Source organism: Phytobacter sp. RSE-02 (assembly GCF_040578655.1).
GTDB classification, from domain to species: Bacteria; Pseudomonadota; Gammaproteobacteria; order Enterobacterales; family Enterobacteriaceae; genus Phytobacter; species Phytobacter diazotrophicus.
Window position 1 is genome coordinate 715,499 of the sequence record NZ_JBEULY010000001.1, and the last position, 18,901, is coordinate 734,399.

17 protein-coding genes and 1 tRNA gene are annotated in these 18,901 nt (G+C 53.3%); 8 read left to right on the forward strand and 10 right to left on the reverse strand.

Features of this window, described 5'->3' with window-relative positions; genetic code table 11:
* Nucleotides 1-16: 16 nt before the first annotated feature.
* Nucleotides 17-1,450, forward strand: coding sequence for an EmmdR/YeeO family multidrug/toxin efflux MATE transporter (locus ABU190_RS03220; RefSeq protein WP_354690422.1), 1,434 nt, complete (start codon nucleotides 17-19; stop codon nucleotides 1,448-1,450).
* Nucleotides 1,451-1,561: 111 nt separating this feature from the next.
* Nucleotides 1,562-1,637, forward strand: a tRNA-Asn gene (locus ABU190_RS03225).
* 97 nt (nucleotides 1,638-1,734) lie between these two features.
* On the opposite strand, the gene ABU190_RS03230 is transcribed toward ABU190_RS03225, so the two are convergent.
* The gene (locus tag ABU190_RS03230; RefSeq protein ID WP_125124240.1) at nucleotides 1,735-1,962 is read right to left on the reverse strand and encodes a hypothetical protein; all 228 of its coding nucleotides are present in this window, start codon (nucleotides 1,960-1,962) and stop codon (nucleotides 1,735-1,737) included.
* Nucleotides 1,963-2,178: 216 nt separating this feature from the next.
* Here ABU190_RS03230 and ABU190_RS03235 point away from each other — a divergent pair, with 216 nt between their 5' ends.
* Nucleotides 2,179-3,639: a hypothetical protein gene (locus ABU190_RS03235; protein ID WP_354690371.1), complete on the forward strand. Its 1,461-nt coding sequence runs from the start codon at nucleotides 2,179-2,181 to the stop codon at nucleotides 3,637-3,639.
* Nucleotides 3,640-3,765: 126 nt separating this feature from the next.
* On the opposite strand, the gene ABU190_RS03240 is transcribed toward ABU190_RS03235, so the two are convergent.
* The 5 genes from ABU190_RS03240 to ABU190_RS03260 all read right to left on the reverse strand — a co-directional run bounded on the left by ABU190_RS03240 (nucleotide 3,766) and on the right by ABU190_RS03260 (nucleotide 8,882).
* Nucleotides 3,766-4,677, reverse strand: a complete 912-nt coding sequence (locus tag ABU190_RS03240; protein ID WP_107224098.1) for a sugar ABC transporter permease — start codon at nucleotides 4,675-4,677, stop codon at nucleotides 3,766-3,768.
* Nucleotides 4,678-4,695: 18 nt separating this feature from the next.
* Entirely contained in the window at nucleotides 4,696-5,970 is a 1,275-nt protein-coding gene (locus tag ABU190_RS03245; RefSeq protein ID WP_071196351.1) for an extracellular solute-binding protein, read from the reverse strand.
* Between the two features lie 65 nt (nucleotides 5,971-6,035).
* Entirely contained in the window at nucleotides 6,036-6,836 is an 801-nt protein-coding gene (locus ABU190_RS03250; RefSeq protein WP_354690372.1) for a carbohydrate ABC transporter permease, read from the reverse strand.
* Nucleotides 6,837-6,845: 9 nt separating this feature from the next.
* A complete protein-coding gene (gene ugpC / locus ABU190_RS03255; RefSeq protein WP_052249324.1) occupies nucleotides 6,846-7,982 on the reverse strand; it encodes a sn-glycerol-3-phosphate ABC transporter ATP-binding protein UgpC in 1,137 nt (378 codons plus the stop codon).
* Between the two features lie 99 nt (nucleotides 7,983-8,081).
* Nucleotides 8,082-8,882: an SDR family NAD(P)-dependent oxidoreductase gene (locus tag ABU190_RS03260; protein ID WP_052249323.1), complete on the reverse strand. Its 801-nt coding sequence runs from the start codon at nucleotides 8,880-8,882 to the stop codon at nucleotides 8,082-8,084.
* A gap of 144 nt (nucleotides 8,883-9,026) precedes the next feature.
* Here ABU190_RS03260 and ABU190_RS03265 point away from each other — a divergent pair, with 144 nt between their 5' ends.
* From ABU190_RS03265 to ABU190_RS03285, 5 genes are all read left to right on the forward strand, one after another.
* Nucleotides 9,027-9,884 (forward strand): DeoR/GlpR family DNA-binding transcription regulator, encoded by an 858-nt coding sequence (locus tag ABU190_RS03265; RefSeq protein ID WP_354690373.1) that lies wholly within the window; start codon nucleotides 9,027-9,029, stop codon nucleotides 9,882-9,884.
* Between the two features lie 42 nt (nucleotides 9,885-9,926).
* Nucleotides 9,927-10,727 carry a BtpA/SgcQ family protein gene (locus tag ABU190_RS03270; protein WP_108701022.1) on the forward strand — a complete coding sequence of 267 codons (801 nt, stop codon included), beginning with the start codon at nucleotides 9,927-9,929 and terminating at the stop codon, nucleotides 10,725-10,727.
* A gap of 27 nt (nucleotides 10,728-10,754) precedes the next feature.
* A complete protein-coding gene (locus ABU190_RS03275) occupies nucleotides 10,755-12,266 on the forward strand; it encodes an FGGY-family carbohydrate kinase (RefSeq protein ID WP_354690374.1) in 1,512 nt (503 codons plus the stop codon).
* Nucleotides 12,263-12,886, forward strand: a complete 624-nt coding sequence (locus tag ABU190_RS03280; protein ID WP_354690375.1) for an HAD family phosphatase — start codon at nucleotides 12,263-12,265, stop codon at nucleotides 12,884-12,886. The genes ABU190_RS03275 and ABU190_RS03280 overlap by 4 nt, the downstream gene beginning before the upstream one ends.
* A gap of 150 nt (nucleotides 12,887-13,036) precedes the next feature.
* On the forward strand, nucleotides 13,037-13,849 hold the full coding sequence (locus ABU190_RS03285; protein ID WP_071196356.1) for a DeoR/GlpR family DNA-binding transcription regulator: 813 nt from the start codon (nucleotides 13,037-13,039) through the stop codon (nucleotides 13,847-13,849).
* Between the two features lie 3 nt (nucleotides 13,850-13,852).
* On the opposite strand, the gene ABU190_RS03290 is transcribed toward ABU190_RS03285, so the two are convergent.
* The 4 genes from ABU190_RS03290 to ABU190_RS03305 form a co-directional block, all read right to left on the reverse strand.
* A complete protein-coding gene (locus tag ABU190_RS03290) occupies nucleotides 13,853-14,632 on the reverse strand; it encodes an EAL domain-containing protein (RefSeq protein ID WP_354690376.1) in 780 nt (259 codons plus the stop codon).
* A gap of 20 nt (nucleotides 14,633-14,652) precedes the next feature.
* A complete protein-coding gene (locus ABU190_RS03295) occupies nucleotides 14,653-15,276 on the reverse strand; it encodes a LuxR C-terminal-related transcriptional regulator (protein ID WP_354690377.1) in 624 nt (207 codons plus the stop codon).
* A 362-nt stretch (nucleotides 15,277-15,638) separates the two neighbouring features.
* Nucleotides 15,639-17,417, reverse strand: a complete 1,779-nt coding sequence (locus ABU190_RS03300) for an aminopeptidase P family protein (RefSeq protein WP_354690378.1) — start codon at nucleotides 17,415-17,417, stop codon at nucleotides 15,639-15,641.
* Nucleotides 17,418-17,435: 18 nt separating this feature from the next.
* Nucleotides 17,436-18,890, reverse strand: coding sequence for an AMP nucleosidase (locus ABU190_RS03305; RefSeq protein ID WP_354690423.1), 1,455 nt, complete (start codon nucleotides 18,888-18,890; stop codon nucleotides 17,436-17,438).
* Nucleotides 18,891-18,901: the final 11 nt, after the last annotated feature.

Consider the following 18,901-nt stretch of genomic DNA (forward strand, 5'->3'; position numbering starts at 1 on the left):
TTTCTCACTAAGGTCAATTTTGAACGTCGTCGCCCCGATACGCCAGGCTATCATGCGCACGCCATGGTACGCCAAACGCAAGAGCTACAAGGTCCTGTTCTGGCGCGAAATCACGCCGCTCGCCATTCCCATCTTTCTCGAAAACACCTGCGTCCTGTTAATGGGGGTGCTCAGTACCTTCCTTGTCAGTTGGCTCGGTAAAGAAGCCATGGCAGGAGTGGGTCTGGCCGACAGCTTTAACATGGTCATCATGTCATTTTTCGCCGCGATTGACCTCGGGACTACCGTTGTCGTGGCATTCAGCCTCGGCAAGCTCGATAAAAAGCGGGCGAGGGCGGCAGCGCGGCAGTCGCTGGTGATCATGACCCTGTTCTCCATTATTCTGGCGGCGGTTATTCACTACTTCGGCGCGCAAATCATCGACTTTATCGCCGGGGCGGCCACGCCAGAGGTCAAAGCGCTGGCGCTGACCTATCTGGAACTCACCGTGCTGAGTTATCCGGCGGCGGCTATTGCGCTCATCGGTAGCGGCGCGCTGCGTGGGGCCGGGAATACCAAGATTCCGCTGTTGATAAACGGTGGGATGAACATCCTCAACATCATTATCAGTAGCATCCTGATTTACGGCGCGTTCTCCTGGCCGGGGCTGGGTTTTGCCGGTGCCGGGCTGGGGCTCACTATTGCCCGTTATATCGGCGCGATTGCCATTATTTGGGTGCTGATGATTGGCTTTAATCCGGCGCTGCGCATCCCACTGAAAAGCTATTTCAAGCCGCTGAACTTCGCCATTATCTGGGAAGTGATGGGGATTGGTATTCCGGCGAGTATCGAGTCGGTGCTGTTTAACGGCGGGAAATTGCTGACACAAATGTTTGTCGCCGGGATGGGGACCAACGTTATCGCCGGTAACTTTATTGCCTTCTCCGTCGCCGCGCTGATTAACCTGCCCGGTAACGCCCTGGGCTCGGCGTCGACCATTATTACCGGTAAGCGACTGGGCAAGGGGCAGCGCAGCCAGGCCGAACGACAGCTACGCCACGTGTTCTGGCTGTCGACAATAATACTGACGCTTATCGCATGGGGCACGGCGCCGTTCGCCGGGCTGCTGGCGTCGTTCTATACCCATGAAGAAGATGTAAAAGAGGTGGTCAAGATTCTTCTCTGGCTGAACGCCGCGTTTATGCCGATCTGGGCCGCTTCCTGGGTGCTGCCTGCGGGGCAGAAAGGGGCGCGCGATGCCCGTTTCGCCATGTGGGTGTCGATGCTCGGTATGTGGGGTTGTCGCGTGGTGGCGGGCTATACGCTCGGGATTATGCTCGGTATGGGCGTCGTCGGCGTGTGGCTCGGGATGGTGCTCGACTGGGCGGTGCGAGGAGCGCTCTTCTACTGGCGAATGGTGAGTGGCCGTTGGCTGTGGAAATACCCAAAAGTACCGCGAGATCACACGTAACCGCTTCATTTTCCCGCAGAGTGGAGAATAAATCGGCAAACGGACATTTTTGTGAAAACAGCCTTTGACAAGGGCAGGAGGCCTCGTTAATATGCGCCTCGTTCACACGATTCCTCTGTAGTTCAGTCGGTAGAACGGCGGACTGTTAATCCGTATGTCACTGGTTCGAGTCCAGTCAGAGGAGCCAAATTTGAAAACCCGCTTAAGGCAACTTAAGCGGGTTTTTGCTTTTCTGCACTAACCTTCCTGGCGTTACCTGTACCCCTATCGACCCACACCATGCTTTACTTTTTCACATGGCTGAGGATCTCATCCAGTGTTGCGTCATCAAACATCAGTTCTTCACGGCCCACTTTTGAGTAGGCACGTACTTGCTGCCCCGCATTCATGGCATTTAATTTACGTACAACATGAGTGACGGTTGCTTGATTTACTTTAATCGCAATTTCGCGATCGTGTTGCCGCAAGCTTTCATCCGTAAACACATGAATTTCTGTATTATTACTCATCATTCGTCCTCAAATTGTGCATTTTTTTGATCGACCAGATTTTGGCCAGTGTATCCAGTTTCGTCCACATGTCCGCGAAATCGACAGGATGGTTGCAAGTCTAGTTCACTATTTAGCGCAATAAAGTGGTACTTTTTTATCATTAAAAATACCCATTTATTGCACAATGTAAGGGTATAGTGTGGGCATCGTAAGTATCTTGTTGCGCTGGAGGATGAGGTGAATGCAAAGCTGATAGCAGATATGCGGAAAAATGCGCTTAGTGAGGTAACTAATTTTATTGCTCAGGAAATCTACAAGCTGGCGCTGTTCAGGCAGTATCCGCAAGAGTGTTCAGGCATTCTTAATGTGGATCGTGCAGTGCAAGAAACACTCCGATCCTACTATGAGAAAGGCTTTGATGCGTTAGTTGAAGATCTGGCATCACTGGTTCTGGACTTAATAATCTACGGTGTAGATGAAAGTGAGTTCCTCGAACAAACACACCGGCATATCGCAGAATTAAACCTGATCAAAATCAGGTTGCCATTAATGGCCGAACATGATGATCTTGTTCAAGACTCAGATAGTTACGATGAGTATGAAATAAATTTCAAAGCATCTCTCTATAAAACCGTTTGTGATTTTTTTACCGATTATTCCGGCTTTGAAGGTGAAATAGAACATCAATATCCGCCTCATGTATTAGCGTATCGATACAATTACGAAAATATATTAGATTATTATCATGGAATGACATTTTTACCAAGTCAGAAAGACAGGACAACAACGATAACATCTCCCCCCACCTACACACGAGCCCCTTCGACGAGAAGAGTCGTGCATCAAATAAAACCTATTACTGAAAATTTATCTATTCCTGATGACGCCTTGTTGAATCGCGTTGATAATATAAAAAAATTTAATATCACCGATCCTTATGAAGAAAATCTGCATGAGCTTCTGATGCTAAAAAGTATGTTTCCAGTCGAGTTGATAAAGTTCACATCGGAGGTCAGGTTTCGTATCAACACCTCCGAACCTTTAACGAATTTAGATCTCGATAAAGCAATGGCAACACTCAGGGCAGCAATTGCATACGCGCAGTCTGGGAATGAAAATTTCTGGAAATTCACGGCAACAAACAGATACGAACTCACTCGGGCATTTAACGTCCCAAAACTTGATGCCCCGGGAATAATTGAACTACAAGACTTGCATAAGGCTCTGCTCCCCGGTTTGAAAACATTATTCAACGCTAAAAATTATCTGCTGGGATTGATTATGGTGCAGGAGCATTTCATTCAATATACAGAGTCTGGCAAGGAAATTTATGTTTTTTGGAAGAGGGATTCTAATGAAAATTCTACATTAAAGCGAGCGAATCACATTTCTGCCAGACTGAGTCGAAAACATGGTCAAGCCGGATTTTCTCCTGACACGATCATGCTGGGAATGAAGTTAGTAAATAATGCGATTCAAGTACACCTTGACGACCTACAGTTTGAAAGAGTGCAATTCGATATTCGCCTTAATGCATTGCAGAGAGCAAAACTGAATAAAGAACCATCTGTAAATATAGAACGCCTGCATCCTGATGACAGAGACAAGGCCGAGAAAATAATATCCAGACATAACAAGCATGGTCGTCACGCGGCAGTTAAACAACGGCGTAATGGTAGTTTTGTGATTTCCTGGTAAGAAATAAAAAGTATAAAACTGATTTGATTTTTTTACTGGATGCCTTAGCCAAATACACCAAATTTGAAAACCCGCTTAAGGCAACTTAAGCGGGTTTTTGCTTTTCCTGCTTCCTCCACTTCGCGTTTATCTGCGCCGTTCCAGCAGCACGAAATAGACGATGGTCATCGCCAGCACAATTAACAGCAAAATCAGCGCGGCGGCGGCCCCTTCATTGAGCGACAGTCCCAGAAACGCCCGGCGATAGGCAAAGAAGCTCAGCACTTCGGTGGCATTCCCCGGCCCGCCACGGGTCAGGATATAGGGCAGGTCATAGGTGCGAAGTTCGTTAATTAACTGAATCACAATCGCAATTGCCGAAACCGGGCGTAGCATCGGCAGGGTGATATACCAGAACTGCTGCAAGCTATTTGCGCCGTCAATTTCGGCGGCCTCGTACGGGTCTTTAGGCAGCGACGCCAGCCCCGCAGCGAGGATCAGCACTACGAATGACATCTGCTGCCAGACATCAATAAACACCATGCTCCAGAACGCCAGCGTAGGGTTACCCAGCCAGTCGACGCCCGGCAGGCCAACGCTTTGCAGCATATGGTTGATAATGCCAAGGTTCGGTTGCAGCAACATACGCCAGATCAACGCCACGCTCACCGGCGACATTGCCATCGGAATGGTCAGTAACGCGAAATAGACCGGGCGGGTTTTCACCACCCGGTTGAGCATCAGGGCGATACCCAGCCCGACAATAAACTCACCGGTTACCGTCAATAATGAGTAACGGATAGTCAGCCAGGCAGAGTGCCAGAAGGTATCGCTGCTCAGCACGCTGATAAAATTGTCCAGCCCTGCAAAAGGGAAGATCTCCGCATGCATCAGCGTATAGGACGAAAAAGCCAGTACAACGGAATAGATAACAGGGAAGCCGAGCACAATCGCCAGAGCCAGCAACCCAGGCAGGGCGAATGCCCAGCCTGTTACCCGGAATCTGTCTATTGTTAAACGGTACTTCGGTTTCACGCTAAATTCCTCAGCTAAAGCCATCTGCCGGCCCCCTTTGTCTTATTTCACTAGCAACTTATCCAGTTGGTCAGATGCATTTTTCAGCGACTTGTCGACGGTATTTTCGCCACTCGCCAGCAGGGACAATTGTGTTCCCAGAACATCTTCATACTGAGCGGAATAGGAGAAGACCGGGAAGGACTTACCGGACGCCACAATATTCAGAGCGTCTTTATAGTAAGGATACTTTTTCAGTACCTCGGCGTTTTCATAGACATCGGAACGAACAGGCGCGTGCCCCTGCAATGCGCGTGCGGTAGTGACCTCTTTACTCTGCACCCACTGAATAAAGGTCCAGGCGGCCTGTTTCTCTTTATCTGAGACGTTTTTCGGAATACCCCAACCCCAGCCGCCGCTCTCCCCGTGACCACCAGGAACGGTTGTCAGCGCGAGTTTACCGGCTACGGCAGGGCAGGCGGTGGCGTTATCCAGTTGCGGCAGCATCCACCAGTAGGTCAACATACTGAACGCTTTGCCGCTGCACATCAGACGCACGGTATCGTCGAGCGTGGCAGAAAGCGCACCGGTTTGCGCGGCATTCTTGATGGCATCCGCATACAGCGTCATCGCTTTGTTCCCCGCCGGGCTGTTCAGTGCGGATTTGCCTTTGTCGTCTACGTAAGCGCCGCCGCTGGAGAACAGGTAATTCGAGAACTCCATGCTGTTCGGGTCACCGCGCTGCCCCTGCATAGCCGCCCCTGCCATATCACTGTTTTTCTTTATAAATTTGGCAAGCGTAACGTACTCTTCCAGGGTTTTTGGCTGCTCAAGCGGTTTTTTAAACTCGGCCTGATAGGCGCTCTTTATTTTCTCATCCTGCAACACATCCGTGCGGTAAATCAGACCCATGGAATAGTTGTACATCGGGATCAGCGTGGTTTTATTGGGCGTCACATTAATGAGCGACACGGTGGCCGGAATAAAGGCCGACATATCAAAGTTAGATTTTTTCACATCCGGCGTGAGATCAGTCAGCCAGCCGGCTTTACTGAATTCCCCCGCCCACAGAAAATCCACTTCCAGCAGGTTGTAATAGCTCTGCGACTGAATCAGTTGCGATACCAGCTTGTCATGCATATCGCCGTAACCGATTTTTTCGAACTGCACTTTAATGTGGTACTGCTTCTCAAAATCAGGCAGCATTTTTTCAATGATTTTCGTTTCCGGAACATCTTCCATCAACGCACGCAGCACAACATCTTCCGCCCGAACGGACGCCGAAAGGCTAAGGACTATCAGACCCGATAACAATGTGACTTTCTTACGATTCAACATAATTAACTCCTGGAGAAGGTGCCGGAGTGTTAACGGCGACAATTTTCTGTCTGGATGGCATGACTTTACTTAACACCGCCGAAGGTGAGTCCTTTGACGATGTAACGCTGAATAAAATGTGAGGCGACCATCAATGGCAGAACGGCCAGCACAATGCCTGCCGAAACCTTGCCAATCTGCACACCGTTCGAGGTCTGTAGCGCGGCAAGCGACACCGGGACCGTGGCGGTCTCTGGCCCGCTAAGCACCAGGGCAAAAAGAAACTCATTCCACGACAGGATGAAGCCCAGCACGGCGGAGGCCGCAAGACCCGGCAGTGAGACGGGCAGCACCACATGCCAGAACGCGCCCCAGGCGGTGGCGCCGTCGGTCATCGCGGCCCACTCCAGATCCACCGGGATCCCTTCGAAAAAGCCCATCAGGATCCAGGTCAGAAACGGCAGGTTTAACGCGGCATAGACCAGCGTCAGTCCGAACAGCGAGTTGGTCAGCCCAACGGTTCGCAGCATGGCAAAGGCGGGTAACACAAGCGCTACCGCTGGCAGCATCTGGGTCGCCAGCATAATAAAGCGCGCCGCTTTACCGCCCGTTTTAAAGCGGGCAAAGGCATAGCCGGTGGCGGCGGCAAACGGCAGGGCGAGGACAACCGACCCGGTGGCGACAATCAGGCTATTGGCGTAATGACGTAAAAAATCGTTGTTCTCAATCAGCGAGCGGAAATTTTCCCCGGAAAACTGCGGGAAAATATCGCTGCTGTAGGCCATCGATTCCGGCACCAGGCTGGTTCTCACAATCCACAGCACCGGCAGTAAAATTGAAAGACAGGCCAGCACCAGCCCGGTATGCAATCCAATTTTTCGTAGCATGTTCGCTCCTCACGCGCCTGGGGTGTCAGCGTTGTCCGGTGTTTTACGGCGCTCAACCACATCTCCGCTGCCGGGATGAAACAGATGCAGTGAGTTGGGATCCAGCCAGATGCTGAGCGTCTGGCCCACCTTCGGGTGCGTATGATGATCAAGGCGGATCACCACCGGCACTTTACCGAGCGTGCCGCTGACAATGTTTTCCGCGCCCAGCGCTTCCACCCCGCTGACGGCAATTTCCAGCGGGATCCAGTCTGGTCTGCGTGGGTGGGCGTGAAAATCTTCCGGTCGCACGCCGAGGGTCATCTGTTTTCCCGCCAGGCTTTGATAATCGGCGGCCATCCAGCCCGGCACCGGGAGCTGTGGGCCGTCGGACAGTTGCAGGCTGACATCCATGCCCGTCCGTTGCACAAGACAGGGAAGAAGGTTGATGGACGGAGAGGAGAGAAAACGGGCAACAAACGTATTTACCGGGTAGTTATAGACTTCCAGCGGAGTCCCGCACTGGATCAAATGGCCATCACGCATGATGCAAATGCGATCCGCCATCGTCATGGCCTCTACCTGGTCATGGGTGACGTAGACCATGGTTTTGCCCAGCCGACGATGAAGCTTGATCAGCTCACTACGCATTTCGCCGCGCAACTGAGCATCAAGGTTTGAAAGGGGTTCATCTAACAAAAAGGCCTGCGGTTCACGCACGATAGCGCGGCCCAGAGCGACGCGCTGGCGCTGCCCGCCGGAAAGCGCGGCCGGTTTACGGTGTAATAGTTTATCCAGCCCCAGCATTGCAGCGCTCTCGGCCACTTTACTGTTGATGACGTTGCCCGGCACGCCACGCATTTTCAGGCCGAAGGCCATGTTTTCGGCGACGGTCATGTGCGGGTAGAGCGCATAGCTCTGGAATACCACGGCGATATTGCGATCGCGCGGCGCCACATGACTCACGTCGCGCCCGTCGATTAACAATGTGCCATCGGTAATGCTTTCAAGTCCGGCAATCATGCGGAGTGTGGTGGACTTTCCGCAGCCGGAAGGGCCAAGGAAGATAACAAATTCACCATCCCGGATGTGCAAATTCACATTACGGACGCTGTGCTGATTGCCGTTGTAGGATTTCGACACGTTCCGTAATTCAATGGAGGCCATATTGGGTTACCTCTGTTACGTGTTGCCCGTCCTGGGACTGGTGACATCCATGTTCGGTTTTGTTCGAAATGAAGCAGCTTTGTTCACAACGGCGTGTTATCAGCCCGTATACACCCCGCCGGTCACGTTCACGCCCTGACCTGTCATAAAACGGGCGGCGTCGGAACTCAAAAAGGCCACTACTTCGGCGACATCTTCGGGCGTTTCCAGGCGGCCAAGCGGCGTCTGGCGAATGTAATCATCAATGACCTGTTCAGGCGTCATGCCGCGCAGTTGTGCTTCCCACTGTACTTCGCGGCTCTGCATGCCGGTTTTAACGAAACCCGGACAGACGGCATTCACGCGGATCCCGTCAGCGGCCAGTTCCCGTGCCAGCGCCTGAGTCCAGCCGAGGACGGCAAACTTGCTGGCGGAGTAGTGGGCCAGCAGCGGCGCGCCAACCTTGGCGGCAAGCGACGCTGTGTTCACGATAGTACCGGATTTACGCGCCACAAATTTTCGTGCGGCAATCTGATTAGTAAGAAAAATACCCCTGGTGTTGACGTCAAAATTAAAATCCCACTCATCATCTGTTATCGCCAGGGCTTTTTGCATCGTTGATACGCCCGCGTTGGCGATCAGCAGATCATAGTCCCCCAGCGTTTTGTCTACCCAGCCAAAGCCTTCTTCAACGGACGCACGTAAACGAACATCCAGATGAAACGCCACCGTGTTCGCGCCGAGTTCGGTGGCGGCTGCCCAGGCGGCTTCTTCGTTGATATCTCCAATAGCGACCCGCATGCCCTGGCGAATCAGATTACGGGCGATGGCATAGCCAATACCCGTAGCGCCGCCGGTAACAATCGCCACTTTACCTTGCAGGTCCGGATAGTGTCCGGACGTCAAATGTGATGTGTGCATGTTCTTTTCCCCTGTGTTGATGATTATTTTTTACACCAATATAACGAACACAACAAAACATATTTCTTATGATAAAAACAATTGCGATCACAAATTTTGTTTTGTATGTTTGTTTTTGTTAACTTCAATGTTCGGAGTCAGCCGATGATGCACAACGACGCTCTGCCTTTTCAGCCTGACGCTCCCGGATCCGGTGCGCGTTTACGCCGTTCGGCTGCGTCGCGTCAGAGTGAAGTGATGCAACTGCTGGTTCAGCAAGGTGCGGTGTCTGTACCGGATCTGGCCGCGAAGTTTGCCGTTTCCGAAATGACTATCCGTCGTGATCTGATGGAGATGGAGCAGAAGGGCAGTGTCTGCCGTACGCATGGTGGGGCGGTTTTACCGCAGAGCGCAAGCGCAGTGGTGATTGACAAGGTGGAACCGAGTTTCGAGTCCCGGCTGTTGCAAAACCATGAGGCTAAGTTGCGCATCGCGGCGGCGGCGGCAGAGCTCGGCAAGAAATTTCGCACGCTGGCTCTGGATGTCGGCAGCACGACGTATCTTGCCGCACGTTACCTCAGCCAGTGTTCACATTTGAAAATTTTCACGAACAGCCTTCGCGTGGCGCATGACATTGCCCCTGCGAAGGCGGAAATCTACCTCGCGGGCGGGCGGATGCGCCCGGATGAAATGTCGACCGGCGGCTCTGCGGCGCTACAGCAGTTTTCCAGCCTGTGGTTCGACATCACCTTTATTGGCGTCTCTGGTCTGACCGCCGAGGGAATTTATGACTACGCCTTTGAGGATGCGGAACTCAAACGTCTTTATCTCAACCGTTCCAGCCTGAAAGTGGTGCTGTGTGACGCCAGCAAGTTTCAACGAATGTCGCTGGTACACCTCGCCACGCTGAGGCAATTCGACATCCTGATCACCGAACAGGCGCCACCGCCAGCCCTGTCGGCGATGCTTGAGGCGGCAAATATTGATGTGATCATCGCGCCTGCGTTGCCGAAAGACGCGTGATCGCTTTTTACCATGACATATCAGCCAACACCGGAGAAAGTTATGATCTTTGAATTTTTGGGTAATAAGAAAAAAGCGGTTATCGCAATGGCCCATATTGGCGCGCTGCCAGGCGCGCCGCTGTACGACGCTAAAGGTGGACTCAATAAGCTCATCGACGATGTTCTCAGTGATGTAGAGAAACTACAGGCAGGTGGTGTGGATGCGATTATGTTCGGCAACGAAAATGACCGTCCTTATGTGTTTAAAGCGTCGCTGGAAGGCGTCTCGGCCATGTCGGCTGTGGTGCAGGCGGCGAAATCGGTACTGAAAGTGCCGTTCGGCGTGAATTACCTGTGGGATCCTAACGCCAGTGTCGCCATTGGTGCTGCCACCGGGGCGAGCTTCGTGCGTGAAATTTTCACCGGCGTGTTTGCTTCTGATATGGGGATCTGGGAGCCGGATTGTGCCAGCGCGTCTCGCCTGCGCCGCAACCTGGGCCGTGAAGATATGAAATTGCTCTTTAACATCAACGCCGAATTCGCCCATTCTCTGGATGCGCGCCCCATCGAACTGCGCGCGCGCAGCGCCATTTTCTCGTCACTGGCGGATGCCATTCTGGTGTCCGGGCCGATCACCGGTGAACCGGCTGAACATTCTAATCTGCGCAAAGTCTGCGAAGCGGTAGAGGGCGTTCCGGTTTTTGCCAACACTGGCACCAACATCGATAACGTCACCGACATTCTGAGCATTGCCAGCGGTGTGGTCATCGGCACACATTTTAAGGTCGACGGGCACACCTGGAATCAGGTCGACGGGGATCGGGTAAAACGCTTTATGGATGTGGTCGAAAAGCTGCGCTAAGCACAACCCCTGGAACGGGAGGATAAGATGCAGTATCTGTTAGGTATTGATATTGGTACGACCTCAACGATTGGCATCCTTATCGGCCTGCCCGATAAGGTACTCGGTACGGCCTCCCGACCGGTTACGCTTTCCGCCCCGCACAACGGCTGGACGGAGGAGTCGCCGGAGCAGTGGTGGGCGAATGTCGGCGAAATTTGCCAGCAACTGCTCACACAAAGCGGTATTGCGGCGAGTGAAATCTCTGGCATTGGCGTGACCGGGATGTTGCCTGCCGTGGTTTTGCTGGATGGCGAAGACCGCCTGCTGCGTCCGAGCATTCAACAGAGCGATGGTCGCAGCGGCGCACAAGTGCAGCAGATGCGCTGCGAAATGGACAGTCAGCAGTTTTTAGAGCGCGCCGGAAACGGTATTAACCAGCAACTGGTGGGAGCGAAAATCCGCTGGATTGAACACCATGAACCGGAAGTGTTTGAACGGATTGCGACGGTGTTCGGTTCCTATGATTTTATTAACTGGAAGCTCACGGGTGAGAAAATCATTGAGCAGAACTGGGCGCTGGAGGCGGGTTTTGTTGATATCAGCAGCAATACCCTGGATGACGAACTGATTGCCTTTGCCCATCTTCCCCGTTATGCGGTCCCCCGTCTGGTCCGTTCTCATGACATTATCGGCGCGGTTACCGCGCAGGCGGCGGCCTGGACCGGGCTCAGTGAAGGCACGCCGGTGATTGGCGGGGCGGCGGATTTGATTGCCTCCGCGCTCGGCGCGGGGGTGACCTCGCCTGGCGAAGTGCTGCTCAAATTCGGTGGCTCGGTGGATATTCTGACCGTAACGCAAACCGCTACCCCTGACCCGCGTCTGTATCTGGATTATCACCTTGTGCCGGGTTGCTATATGCCCAACGGCTGTATGTCGACCGGCGGTTCGGGGCTGAACTGGTTTGTGCAGAACTTCGCGGCACAGCATGAAGCGGCGGCACGTGAAAAGGGCATGAGTATCCATCAGTACCTGGACGCGATGGCGGAAAACCGCCCGGCGGGCAGTGACGGCCTGATTTTCCTGCCCTATTTTCTGGGGGAGAAAACCCCGTTACATGATCCAAATGCCCGGGGCATCCTCTTTGGCCTGACGCTCAGCCACGACGCGGGGCATATCTGGCGCGCGCTGCTCGAAGCCTACGCCTATGCCATCAAACACCATATCGACACGCTGGTGGATATCGGATATCCGGTAAAACGCTACATCGTCTCTGATGGCGGTTCGGCAAGCAAACTGTGGATGCAGATTGTCGCCGATGTGCTGGGCGAGCCGCTGACTCGCCTGGACGGCCACCCCGGTTCTTGCCTGGGGGCAGCCTGGACGGCGGCGATGGGTGTCGGGGTGTCGACAGACTGGAAGGGGGCCAGCGCCTGGGTCAACCTCAAAGATGTGATTACCCCACGGCCTGAACATGCTGATGTTTACCATGAGGGATATCCGCGTTTCCGCCAGCTCTATGAAGCCTGTCGTCCACTGACCCGCCAGGAGACACCATGAAATTTACTGCCATTGCCTGGGACGTTGACGGCACGCTGGTCGATAGCGAACCACTTCATCACCGGGCACTGCTGGCTGTCTGCCAGCGCTTCGGGCTGGATCTGAGCCATATTCCCGAGACGCGCTTTTACGGTGTGCACATTAACGATGTCTGGCTGGCCCTGCGCGCAGAGTTGCCCGCCGATTTGGACCAGGCCGTGTGGCTGGCGGCGATTGAAGACTACTACCATGACCACCGCCACGAACTGGTTGCTATTCCCGGCAGCCGCGAAACCATCCGCAAGCTGGCGGCGAAAGGGATCAAACAGGCCTGTGTGTCGAATTCGTGCCGACGGATAGTCGAAGCGAATCTTGAGGCGCTGGGTGTGCGTGAGTTTATTGATGTGGTGGTGACGCTGGATGATGTACACCATGGCAAACCGGCGCCCGAACCTTATCAACATGCGCTCGGGGCCTTTGGACTGCCTGCGGCGGCAGTACTGGCGGTTGAAGACAGCGCGACCGGGATGCGCTCGGCGCAGGCCGCGGGAATGCACGTCGCGTTTTATGGCGCGTCACCCACCTCTGAGCTGGGGGTAACAGAAATCACCTCACTGACGCGGATCCTCGACTGGTTTTGATTCGCACAGTTTCGCGCGGAAAAGGGATGTTCCGCGCAAAGAAATGAACACATTCGAACAAATTGGGTTTTAAATCACACCACTTCCCCTTAATATTGTGAGCTATATCGTTTAAGCCCCTCCTTAACCCGAAACAGAGTACCTATCGTTATGTCAGCGAAACCCGAGATTCAGGCCCGTTATCTTCCTCAGGAACGCAAAAAGCGGATCCTTAACATGCTGGTCGAGCAGGGGCGCGTGACAGTGGTGGATATCTCAGCGGAGCTGGCGGTCTCGGAGATGACAGTACGCCGCGATCTCGCCGAACTGGAAACCGAGGGGAAACTCAGCCGGGTACATGGCGGTGCGGTACTGACCGAAACGGTCAGCCAGCCGATTATGGACCCGCTTCCGGCGCATTTTGACGCACGTCTTTCCCTTCATCGGGAGAGCAAAATGCGCATTGCCCGCATGGCTGCTGAGGTGGCCGGGCGCTACCAGAGCGTGGCGCTTGATATCGGCACCACAACCCTGTTTATGGTCGACGAACTGGTGAAGCATGAGCGTCTGAAAATCTTCACCAACAGTGTGCGCATTGCCCATGCGCTGGGCCGCTATGCGCAGGCACCGGAAGTCTATCTGGCTGGGGGAATGATGCGTGATGACGAGATGGCGATTGTCGGGCCGTCTGCTATTGAGCAGTTCCAGCAGTTCTGGTTTGATATTGCGTTTATTGGCGCATCGGGCATTACCAGCCAGGGCATTTACGATAGCGCACTGGATGAGACGGAAATGAAACGGGTATTGATTCGTCGTTCCGGCTTTAAAGTGCTGCTCTGCGACTCTGCAAAATTCCAGCATATGTCGCTGGTGCAGGTGGCGCAGTGGCAGGATATCGATCTGCTGATAACAGATAGCGCACCGCCTGCGGTGCTGGCGACGGCCCTTGAACTGGCGAATGTGCAGGTGATGATTGCCCCCTGACCGTCAGGCCAGGCGTTGTATGACGGCGTCGGGTGAGGCTTCGTTCAGTAACGCCCGCACGCCCTCTATGGGCAGCGCTTTAGCGAAATACCAGCCCTGCGCGCGGGCGCGGGGAAACCATTGTGCAATGCAGGCCAGTTGTTCTGCGAACTCAATCCCTTCAAAGATTAACCGGTAAGGTCGTTCATACAGCACCCTGCACATGCTCAGGATTTTTTCTCCGTGTAGAGTATTTGCGCACAGTGCCTGAGTCAGGGATTTATCTATTTTGACATCGGTTACGGGAAGGCTGAGCAGCCTTTCGTGATTTGAACAACCTTTACCAAAATCATCCAGCGCCAGGTGGAAACCGTGTTGTCTGAACTGTGTCGCGTTAGTCATGAGCGCCTGGGTATCGTTGCAACTGACCTCGGTTATCTCCAGTACAATGGACGAGGCATTGAGCTGATGGCGCGCAAGTTCATTAAGCAGCGTTTTCTTAAATGAGATGGAATTCAGATCGCCAGGTGTGATGTTCAGGTTTAATAAGAGTCCGTGCCGGGCCAATAATGTCGCCATTTCGGCAATGGCTTTTTTAATAACATAGAGCGAAACGGTACTCATCAGGCCATTTTCAACGGCGAGCCCGATCAATGTTTCCGGGCAGACTCGTCCGAATCGCGAATCACGCCATCGCAATAACGCTTCAAACCCGACAATCTTTTTTGTGCAGGCAGAGTAAATAGGTTGGTAGTAAAGGTTGATATTATTGGCAAGTAAGGCATGCTTTAATCGGCAAAGCATCGTTAGCTCCATGATAAGCACTAATGCTTCTTTTTGTGATAACAAGCAATAAATTCATACAGTTCGCGTTTACTGTTCAGGTCGAATTTATTCATAATATTCTTTTTATGACTAATGGCCGTCTTGTAGGTGATACCGATACGATCGGCGATATCGTTCATGCCCATGCAGGCATTTAAACCATAGGCAATCTTCTCCTGGGTAAAGGAGAGGGCACGGTAGTTACAATTAATACAGGAGTAAGCGCATTTTCCCGCGCTTTTGGCGCGTTCTTTTGCTGCCGGATAGCTGTGAATAGCGCTGACAATGGCATCGTAAACCACGGAAGAACGCTCTTTACAGGCAAAAAACTGCGCGTCTTTAATGCAGTCAGGCAGGCTATGCTTGGGGGGAATATTGTCGCTGGCGACAAAAACAAAAATCTTAACTGACTTTTTTCTGTTAATTAAGTCTTTAAAACATAAATAATATTCACCGGCACAGACGGTCATGAAAATGAAATCGGCTTTGTGAATATTCTCAACGCTAAAATCTGAGGAAAGAGAAGGCGAAGAGACATTGCATTCTTTAATAGCGTCACGAATTAAACCGACGATGCCAGTAGAGAACAATGTATCATTATCAATATTTATTAAAAATTTCATTCCCTTGAAACCCCTGGGCATCCTGGTATTGGCTGGTTTATTCTATATAGCTGCGTAAAGCAAAATCAATAACTCTCTCATTGTCTTAAAGAAAATAAGAATTAATCAATTTGACTTAGGAAAAATCCTAATGGATATTACGATAGCGACTGGGTGTTAATGCAGAAACACAATACCATGCTATTAGTAAGGCTATGTCAAGAAAGGTATGTCATTGATGTATTTTATCCGCAATATTCAATGGTAGTGGTAAAGGGGGGGGCAAATAACCTTTGAATAAAAAGGGGAATAATGCTTAAAACGGTAAAACCTCGCCATCACATTAAAGCCTGCACATTAAATCTGTGCAGGCTTTATATTGTTTAACCCATATAAGTGCACACCGGGGCCGTCGCTGCATCCAGCCATGCTCTGGCATCACTGTCGACCAGCGGCGAAAGCGTGGCGCGAACCTGCTGGTGGTAGGTATCAAGCCACTGTTTTTCCTGCTCCGAGAGCCGCGACCACTCCACCTGGCTAAGATCCACTGGCACCAGCGTCAGCGATGAGAAGCGGCAGAATCCGGGCTGGCTTTCTACGACCTCCACCTGGTTTTCAATGCGAATGCCGTAGCGCTCGGCCAGGTAATAGCCCGGTTCGATGGTCATGATATTCCCGGCGACCAGCGGCCATGGGTTGACCTTTTTGGCTATGCGATGTGGCTGTTCGTGAATCAACAACTGATGTCCCACACCATGCCCGGTACCGTGGTCGAAATCGAGGCCTAATTCCCAGAGGGCGCGGCGGGCAAAGGCATCGATCTGGTGCCCCTGCGTGCCGCTCGGGAACTGCAGCGTCAGCATCGACAAAAAGCCTTTCAGTACGGCGGTATAGTGCAAACGCTGTTCATCAGACAGGGGGCCAAACGACAATGTGCGCGTGGTATCGGTTGTGCCATTGTGATACTGGCCGCCTGAGTCATTCAGGTAGAAATTGCTGCGGGTAATGGCGGCGTTGGTGGCTTCGCTGGCGTGATAGTGGCACATGGCAGCGTTGCTGGCAGAAGCGGAAATGGTACTAAAGCTCTGCTCAATGAAACCGGCCTGTTGCTGGCGGAAAGTAAGCTGTTTTGCCTGCGCTTCCAGTTCGGTCAGCGGGTTGCCTGCGGCTTCGCGTGCCGGAACTTCACGCGACAGCCATGCCAGGAAGTTAACCCACGCCGCGCCATCCTGACGGTGGCTGTCGCGATAACCTTCCAGCTCAACGGGGTTTTTATGCGCTTTGATAAGCGTAATGGGGTCCGCGTGCCAGACCACGTCGCCGCCATTGTGCTCGATAGCAAAACGCAGGGCGACCGGGGCGTAATCGGCGTCCAGCATCACTTTCTTGCCAGCGGCCGCTTGCTGACAGTGGGGCAGAAAATCGGTCCATGCGGAGATCCGCAGGGAAGATTTCAGGTCATCCGATAAGGCATGCGTTTTCGCCGCATCGATAAACCACTCCATCTCTCCGTCACGGCTGAGCAGGGCGAATGAGTGAGCGACCGGGTTCATCGCCACATCCGACCCCCGAATATTCAACAGCCAGGCGATATTATCCGGTTGGGTGATGGCCAGCAGATCGACACCTTCTTTTGCCAGAAGCTGTGCAACGCGTGTACGTTTCGCCTCGCTGGTTTCACCGCTGATTTCCGGCGGCATTTCGCGGATTGCTCCACAGGGGGCCGGCGGGCGGTCGTGCCAGATGGCATCAAACGGATCGTTATTCAGCGCCACCAGTTCACAGTGGGTCGCCTCCAGTGCGGTAAACTGGCTGTTGACCATCAGCAACGGCTCAAAGGCGATACGACTGCCAGCGGGCAGCGAGTCGTTAAGCCACTGCGCCAGCGGCTCATTGTGCAGATGGTGGATCTCAAATGCGTTGAGATCGACCTCCTGGCGAACCTGCACCTGGTAGCGTCCGTCGACAAATATCAACGCCCGGTCACGCAGGATCAGCGCCAGGCCCGCCGAGCCGCTAAAGCCGGTCAGCCAGGCCAGTTTGTTATCGTGCGGCGCGCAGTCTTCGCTCTGGTAGGCATCAGCGCGTGGCACAATCATGCCGTCGACATCCATGGCCGCCAGCTGTGTACGCAGTGCTGCCAGCGGTGTTGGGGTTTGCATAAGAATCCTTCCTTATTGTTAGCGGAACGGGGGTTCGTTAAAGGTGCGCAGTTTACGTGAATGTAACCGATCACCTTCTGCCCGCAGCAGGTCAATGGCGCGAATACCAATCTGCAAATGCTCGGAAATCGCCCCTTCATAAAAACGGTTGGCCTGACCCGGCAGTTTGATTTCGCCGTGCAGCGGTTTATCAGAGACACACAGTAATGTGCCGTACGGCACGCGAAAGCGGTAACCCTGGGCGGCAATGGTGGCGCTTTCCATGTCGATAGCCACCGCGCGACTCAGGTTAAAACGCAGCGCCGACGCGGAATAACGCAGCTCCCAGTTACGGTCATCGGTAGTGACCACGGTGCCGGTACGCAGGCGCTGTTTGACTTCTTCGCCGGGCATGCCGCTCACCTCTTTGGTGGCATCGTACAGCGCGCGCTGCACCTCGGCGATACTGGGAATGGGGATATCCGGGGGCAGTACGGCATCCAGCACGTGATCATCTCGCAGATAAGCATGCGCCAGCACATAGTCACCAATCGACTGGCTTTCACGCAGGCCGCCGCAGTGGCCAATCATCATCCATACATCCGGGCGCAACACCGCCAGATGGTCACAAATGGTTTTCGCGTTTGACGGGCCGACGCCAATGTTAATCAAGGTTATGCCCTGGCCGTCGGCGGTGATTAAATGCCAGGCCGGCATCTGGTGTTTTTTCCAGGCCAGATCGGAGATGGCCTCTTCCGGGGCATCGGTATCAGCAGTGACCCAGTGGCCGCCCGCACAGGAGAGGGCAACATAGGGGCTTTCCGGGTCCAGAATCTGGCTGCATCCCCAACGGACAAACTCATCTACGTAGCGGGTATAGTTGGTGAACAGCACGAACGGCTGGAAGTGTTCCACTGGGGTGCCGGTGTAGTGGCGCAGACGGGCCAGTGAGAAATCCACGCGGCGGGCATCGAAATGCGACAGCGGATAGAGCTCGGTAGGATGGAACAGACCGTCGGCGGTTTCATCGCCAATTTGCGCCAGTTCGGTGGTGGGGAAATGGCGGGTCAACCCGGCGCTCATTGAACGGTCCAGCGTCAGTTCCGAGCCGTCAATAACATAGGGATACGGGATTTCATGTGCTGATAGCCCTACTTCAATATGTGCGCCATAGTCCTGGCACAGCAGCGTGAGTTGTTCGTGTAAATAGCTGCGAAACAGGGTGGGGCGGGTGACGGTGGTAGTGTAACAGCCAGAGTGGGTGAAACGGGCGTAAGCGCGGGTTTTCGGTGGGTTGGTGGCGCTGCCATCCCAACTTACCGACAGCTCAGGGTAGACGAAAAGGCCGTTGGCGCGTGCTTCATGCGTGGGTAGCGTGCCATCTTCGATATAACGGCTGATGGCTGCACGCAGGTTCGACACTGACTGCTCATACAGGGCTTCCAGTTGATCCAGTGCCTGTTCCGGGGTCAGATGTGCACCCTTTTTATTCATCATTAACTCCT

Coding starts and splice junctions, on each gene's coding strand:
- ABU190_RS03230 (WP_125124240.1), bottom strand. CDS start 1,962: ATGATGAGTAATAATACAGAAATTCATGTGTTTACGGATGAAAGCTTG.
- ABU190_RS03240 (WP_107224098.1), bottom strand. CDS start 4,677: ATGGCTTTAGCTGAGGAATTTAGCGTGAAACCGAAGTACCGTTTAACA.
- ABU190_RS03245 (WP_071196351.1), bottom strand. CDS start 5,970: ATGTTGAATCGTAAGAAAGTCACATTGTTATCGGGTCTGATAGTCCTT.
- ABU190_RS03250 (WP_354690372.1), bottom strand. CDS start 6,836: ATGCTACGAAAAATTGGATTGCATACCGGGCTGGTGCTGGCCTGTCTT.
- ugpC (WP_052249324.1), bottom strand. CDS start 7,982: ATGGCCTCCATTGAATTACGGAACGTGTCGAAATCCTACAACGGCAAT.
- ABU190_RS03260 (WP_052249323.1), bottom strand. CDS start 8,882: ATGCACACATCACATTTGACGTCCGGACACTATCCGGACCTGCAAGGT.
- ABU190_RS03265 (WP_354690373.1), top strand. CDS start 9,027: ATGATGCACAACGACGCTCTGCCTTTTCAGCCTGACGCTCCCGGATCC.
- ABU190_RS03270 (WP_108701022.1), top strand. CDS start 9,927: ATGATCTTTGAATTTTTGGGTAATAAGAAAAAAGCGGTTATCGCAATG.
- ABU190_RS03275 (WP_354690374.1), top strand. CDS start 10,755: ATGCAGTATCTGTTAGGTATTGATATTGGTACGACCTCAACGATTGGC.
- ABU190_RS03280 (WP_354690375.1), top strand. CDS start 12,263: ATGAAATTTACTGCCATTGCCTGGGACGTTGACGGCACGCTGGTCGAT.
- ABU190_RS03285 (WP_071196356.1), top strand. CDS start 13,037: ATGTCAGCGAAACCCGAGATTCAGGCCCGTTATCTTCCTCAGGAACGC.
- ABU190_RS03290 (WP_354690376.1), bottom strand. CDS start 14,632: ATGCTTTGCCGATTAAAGCATGCCTTACTTGCCAATAATATCAACCTT.
- ABU190_RS03295 (WP_354690377.1), bottom strand. CDS start 15,276: ATGAAATTTTTAATAAATATTGATAATGATACATTGTTCTCTACTGGC.
- ABU190_RS03300 (WP_354690378.1), bottom strand. CDS start 17,417: ATGCAAACCCCAACACCGCTGGCAGCACTGCGTACACAGCTGGCGGCC.
- ABU190_RS03305 (WP_354690423.1), bottom strand. CDS start 18,890: ATGAATAAAAAGGGTGCACATCTGACCCCGGAACAGGCACTGGATCAA.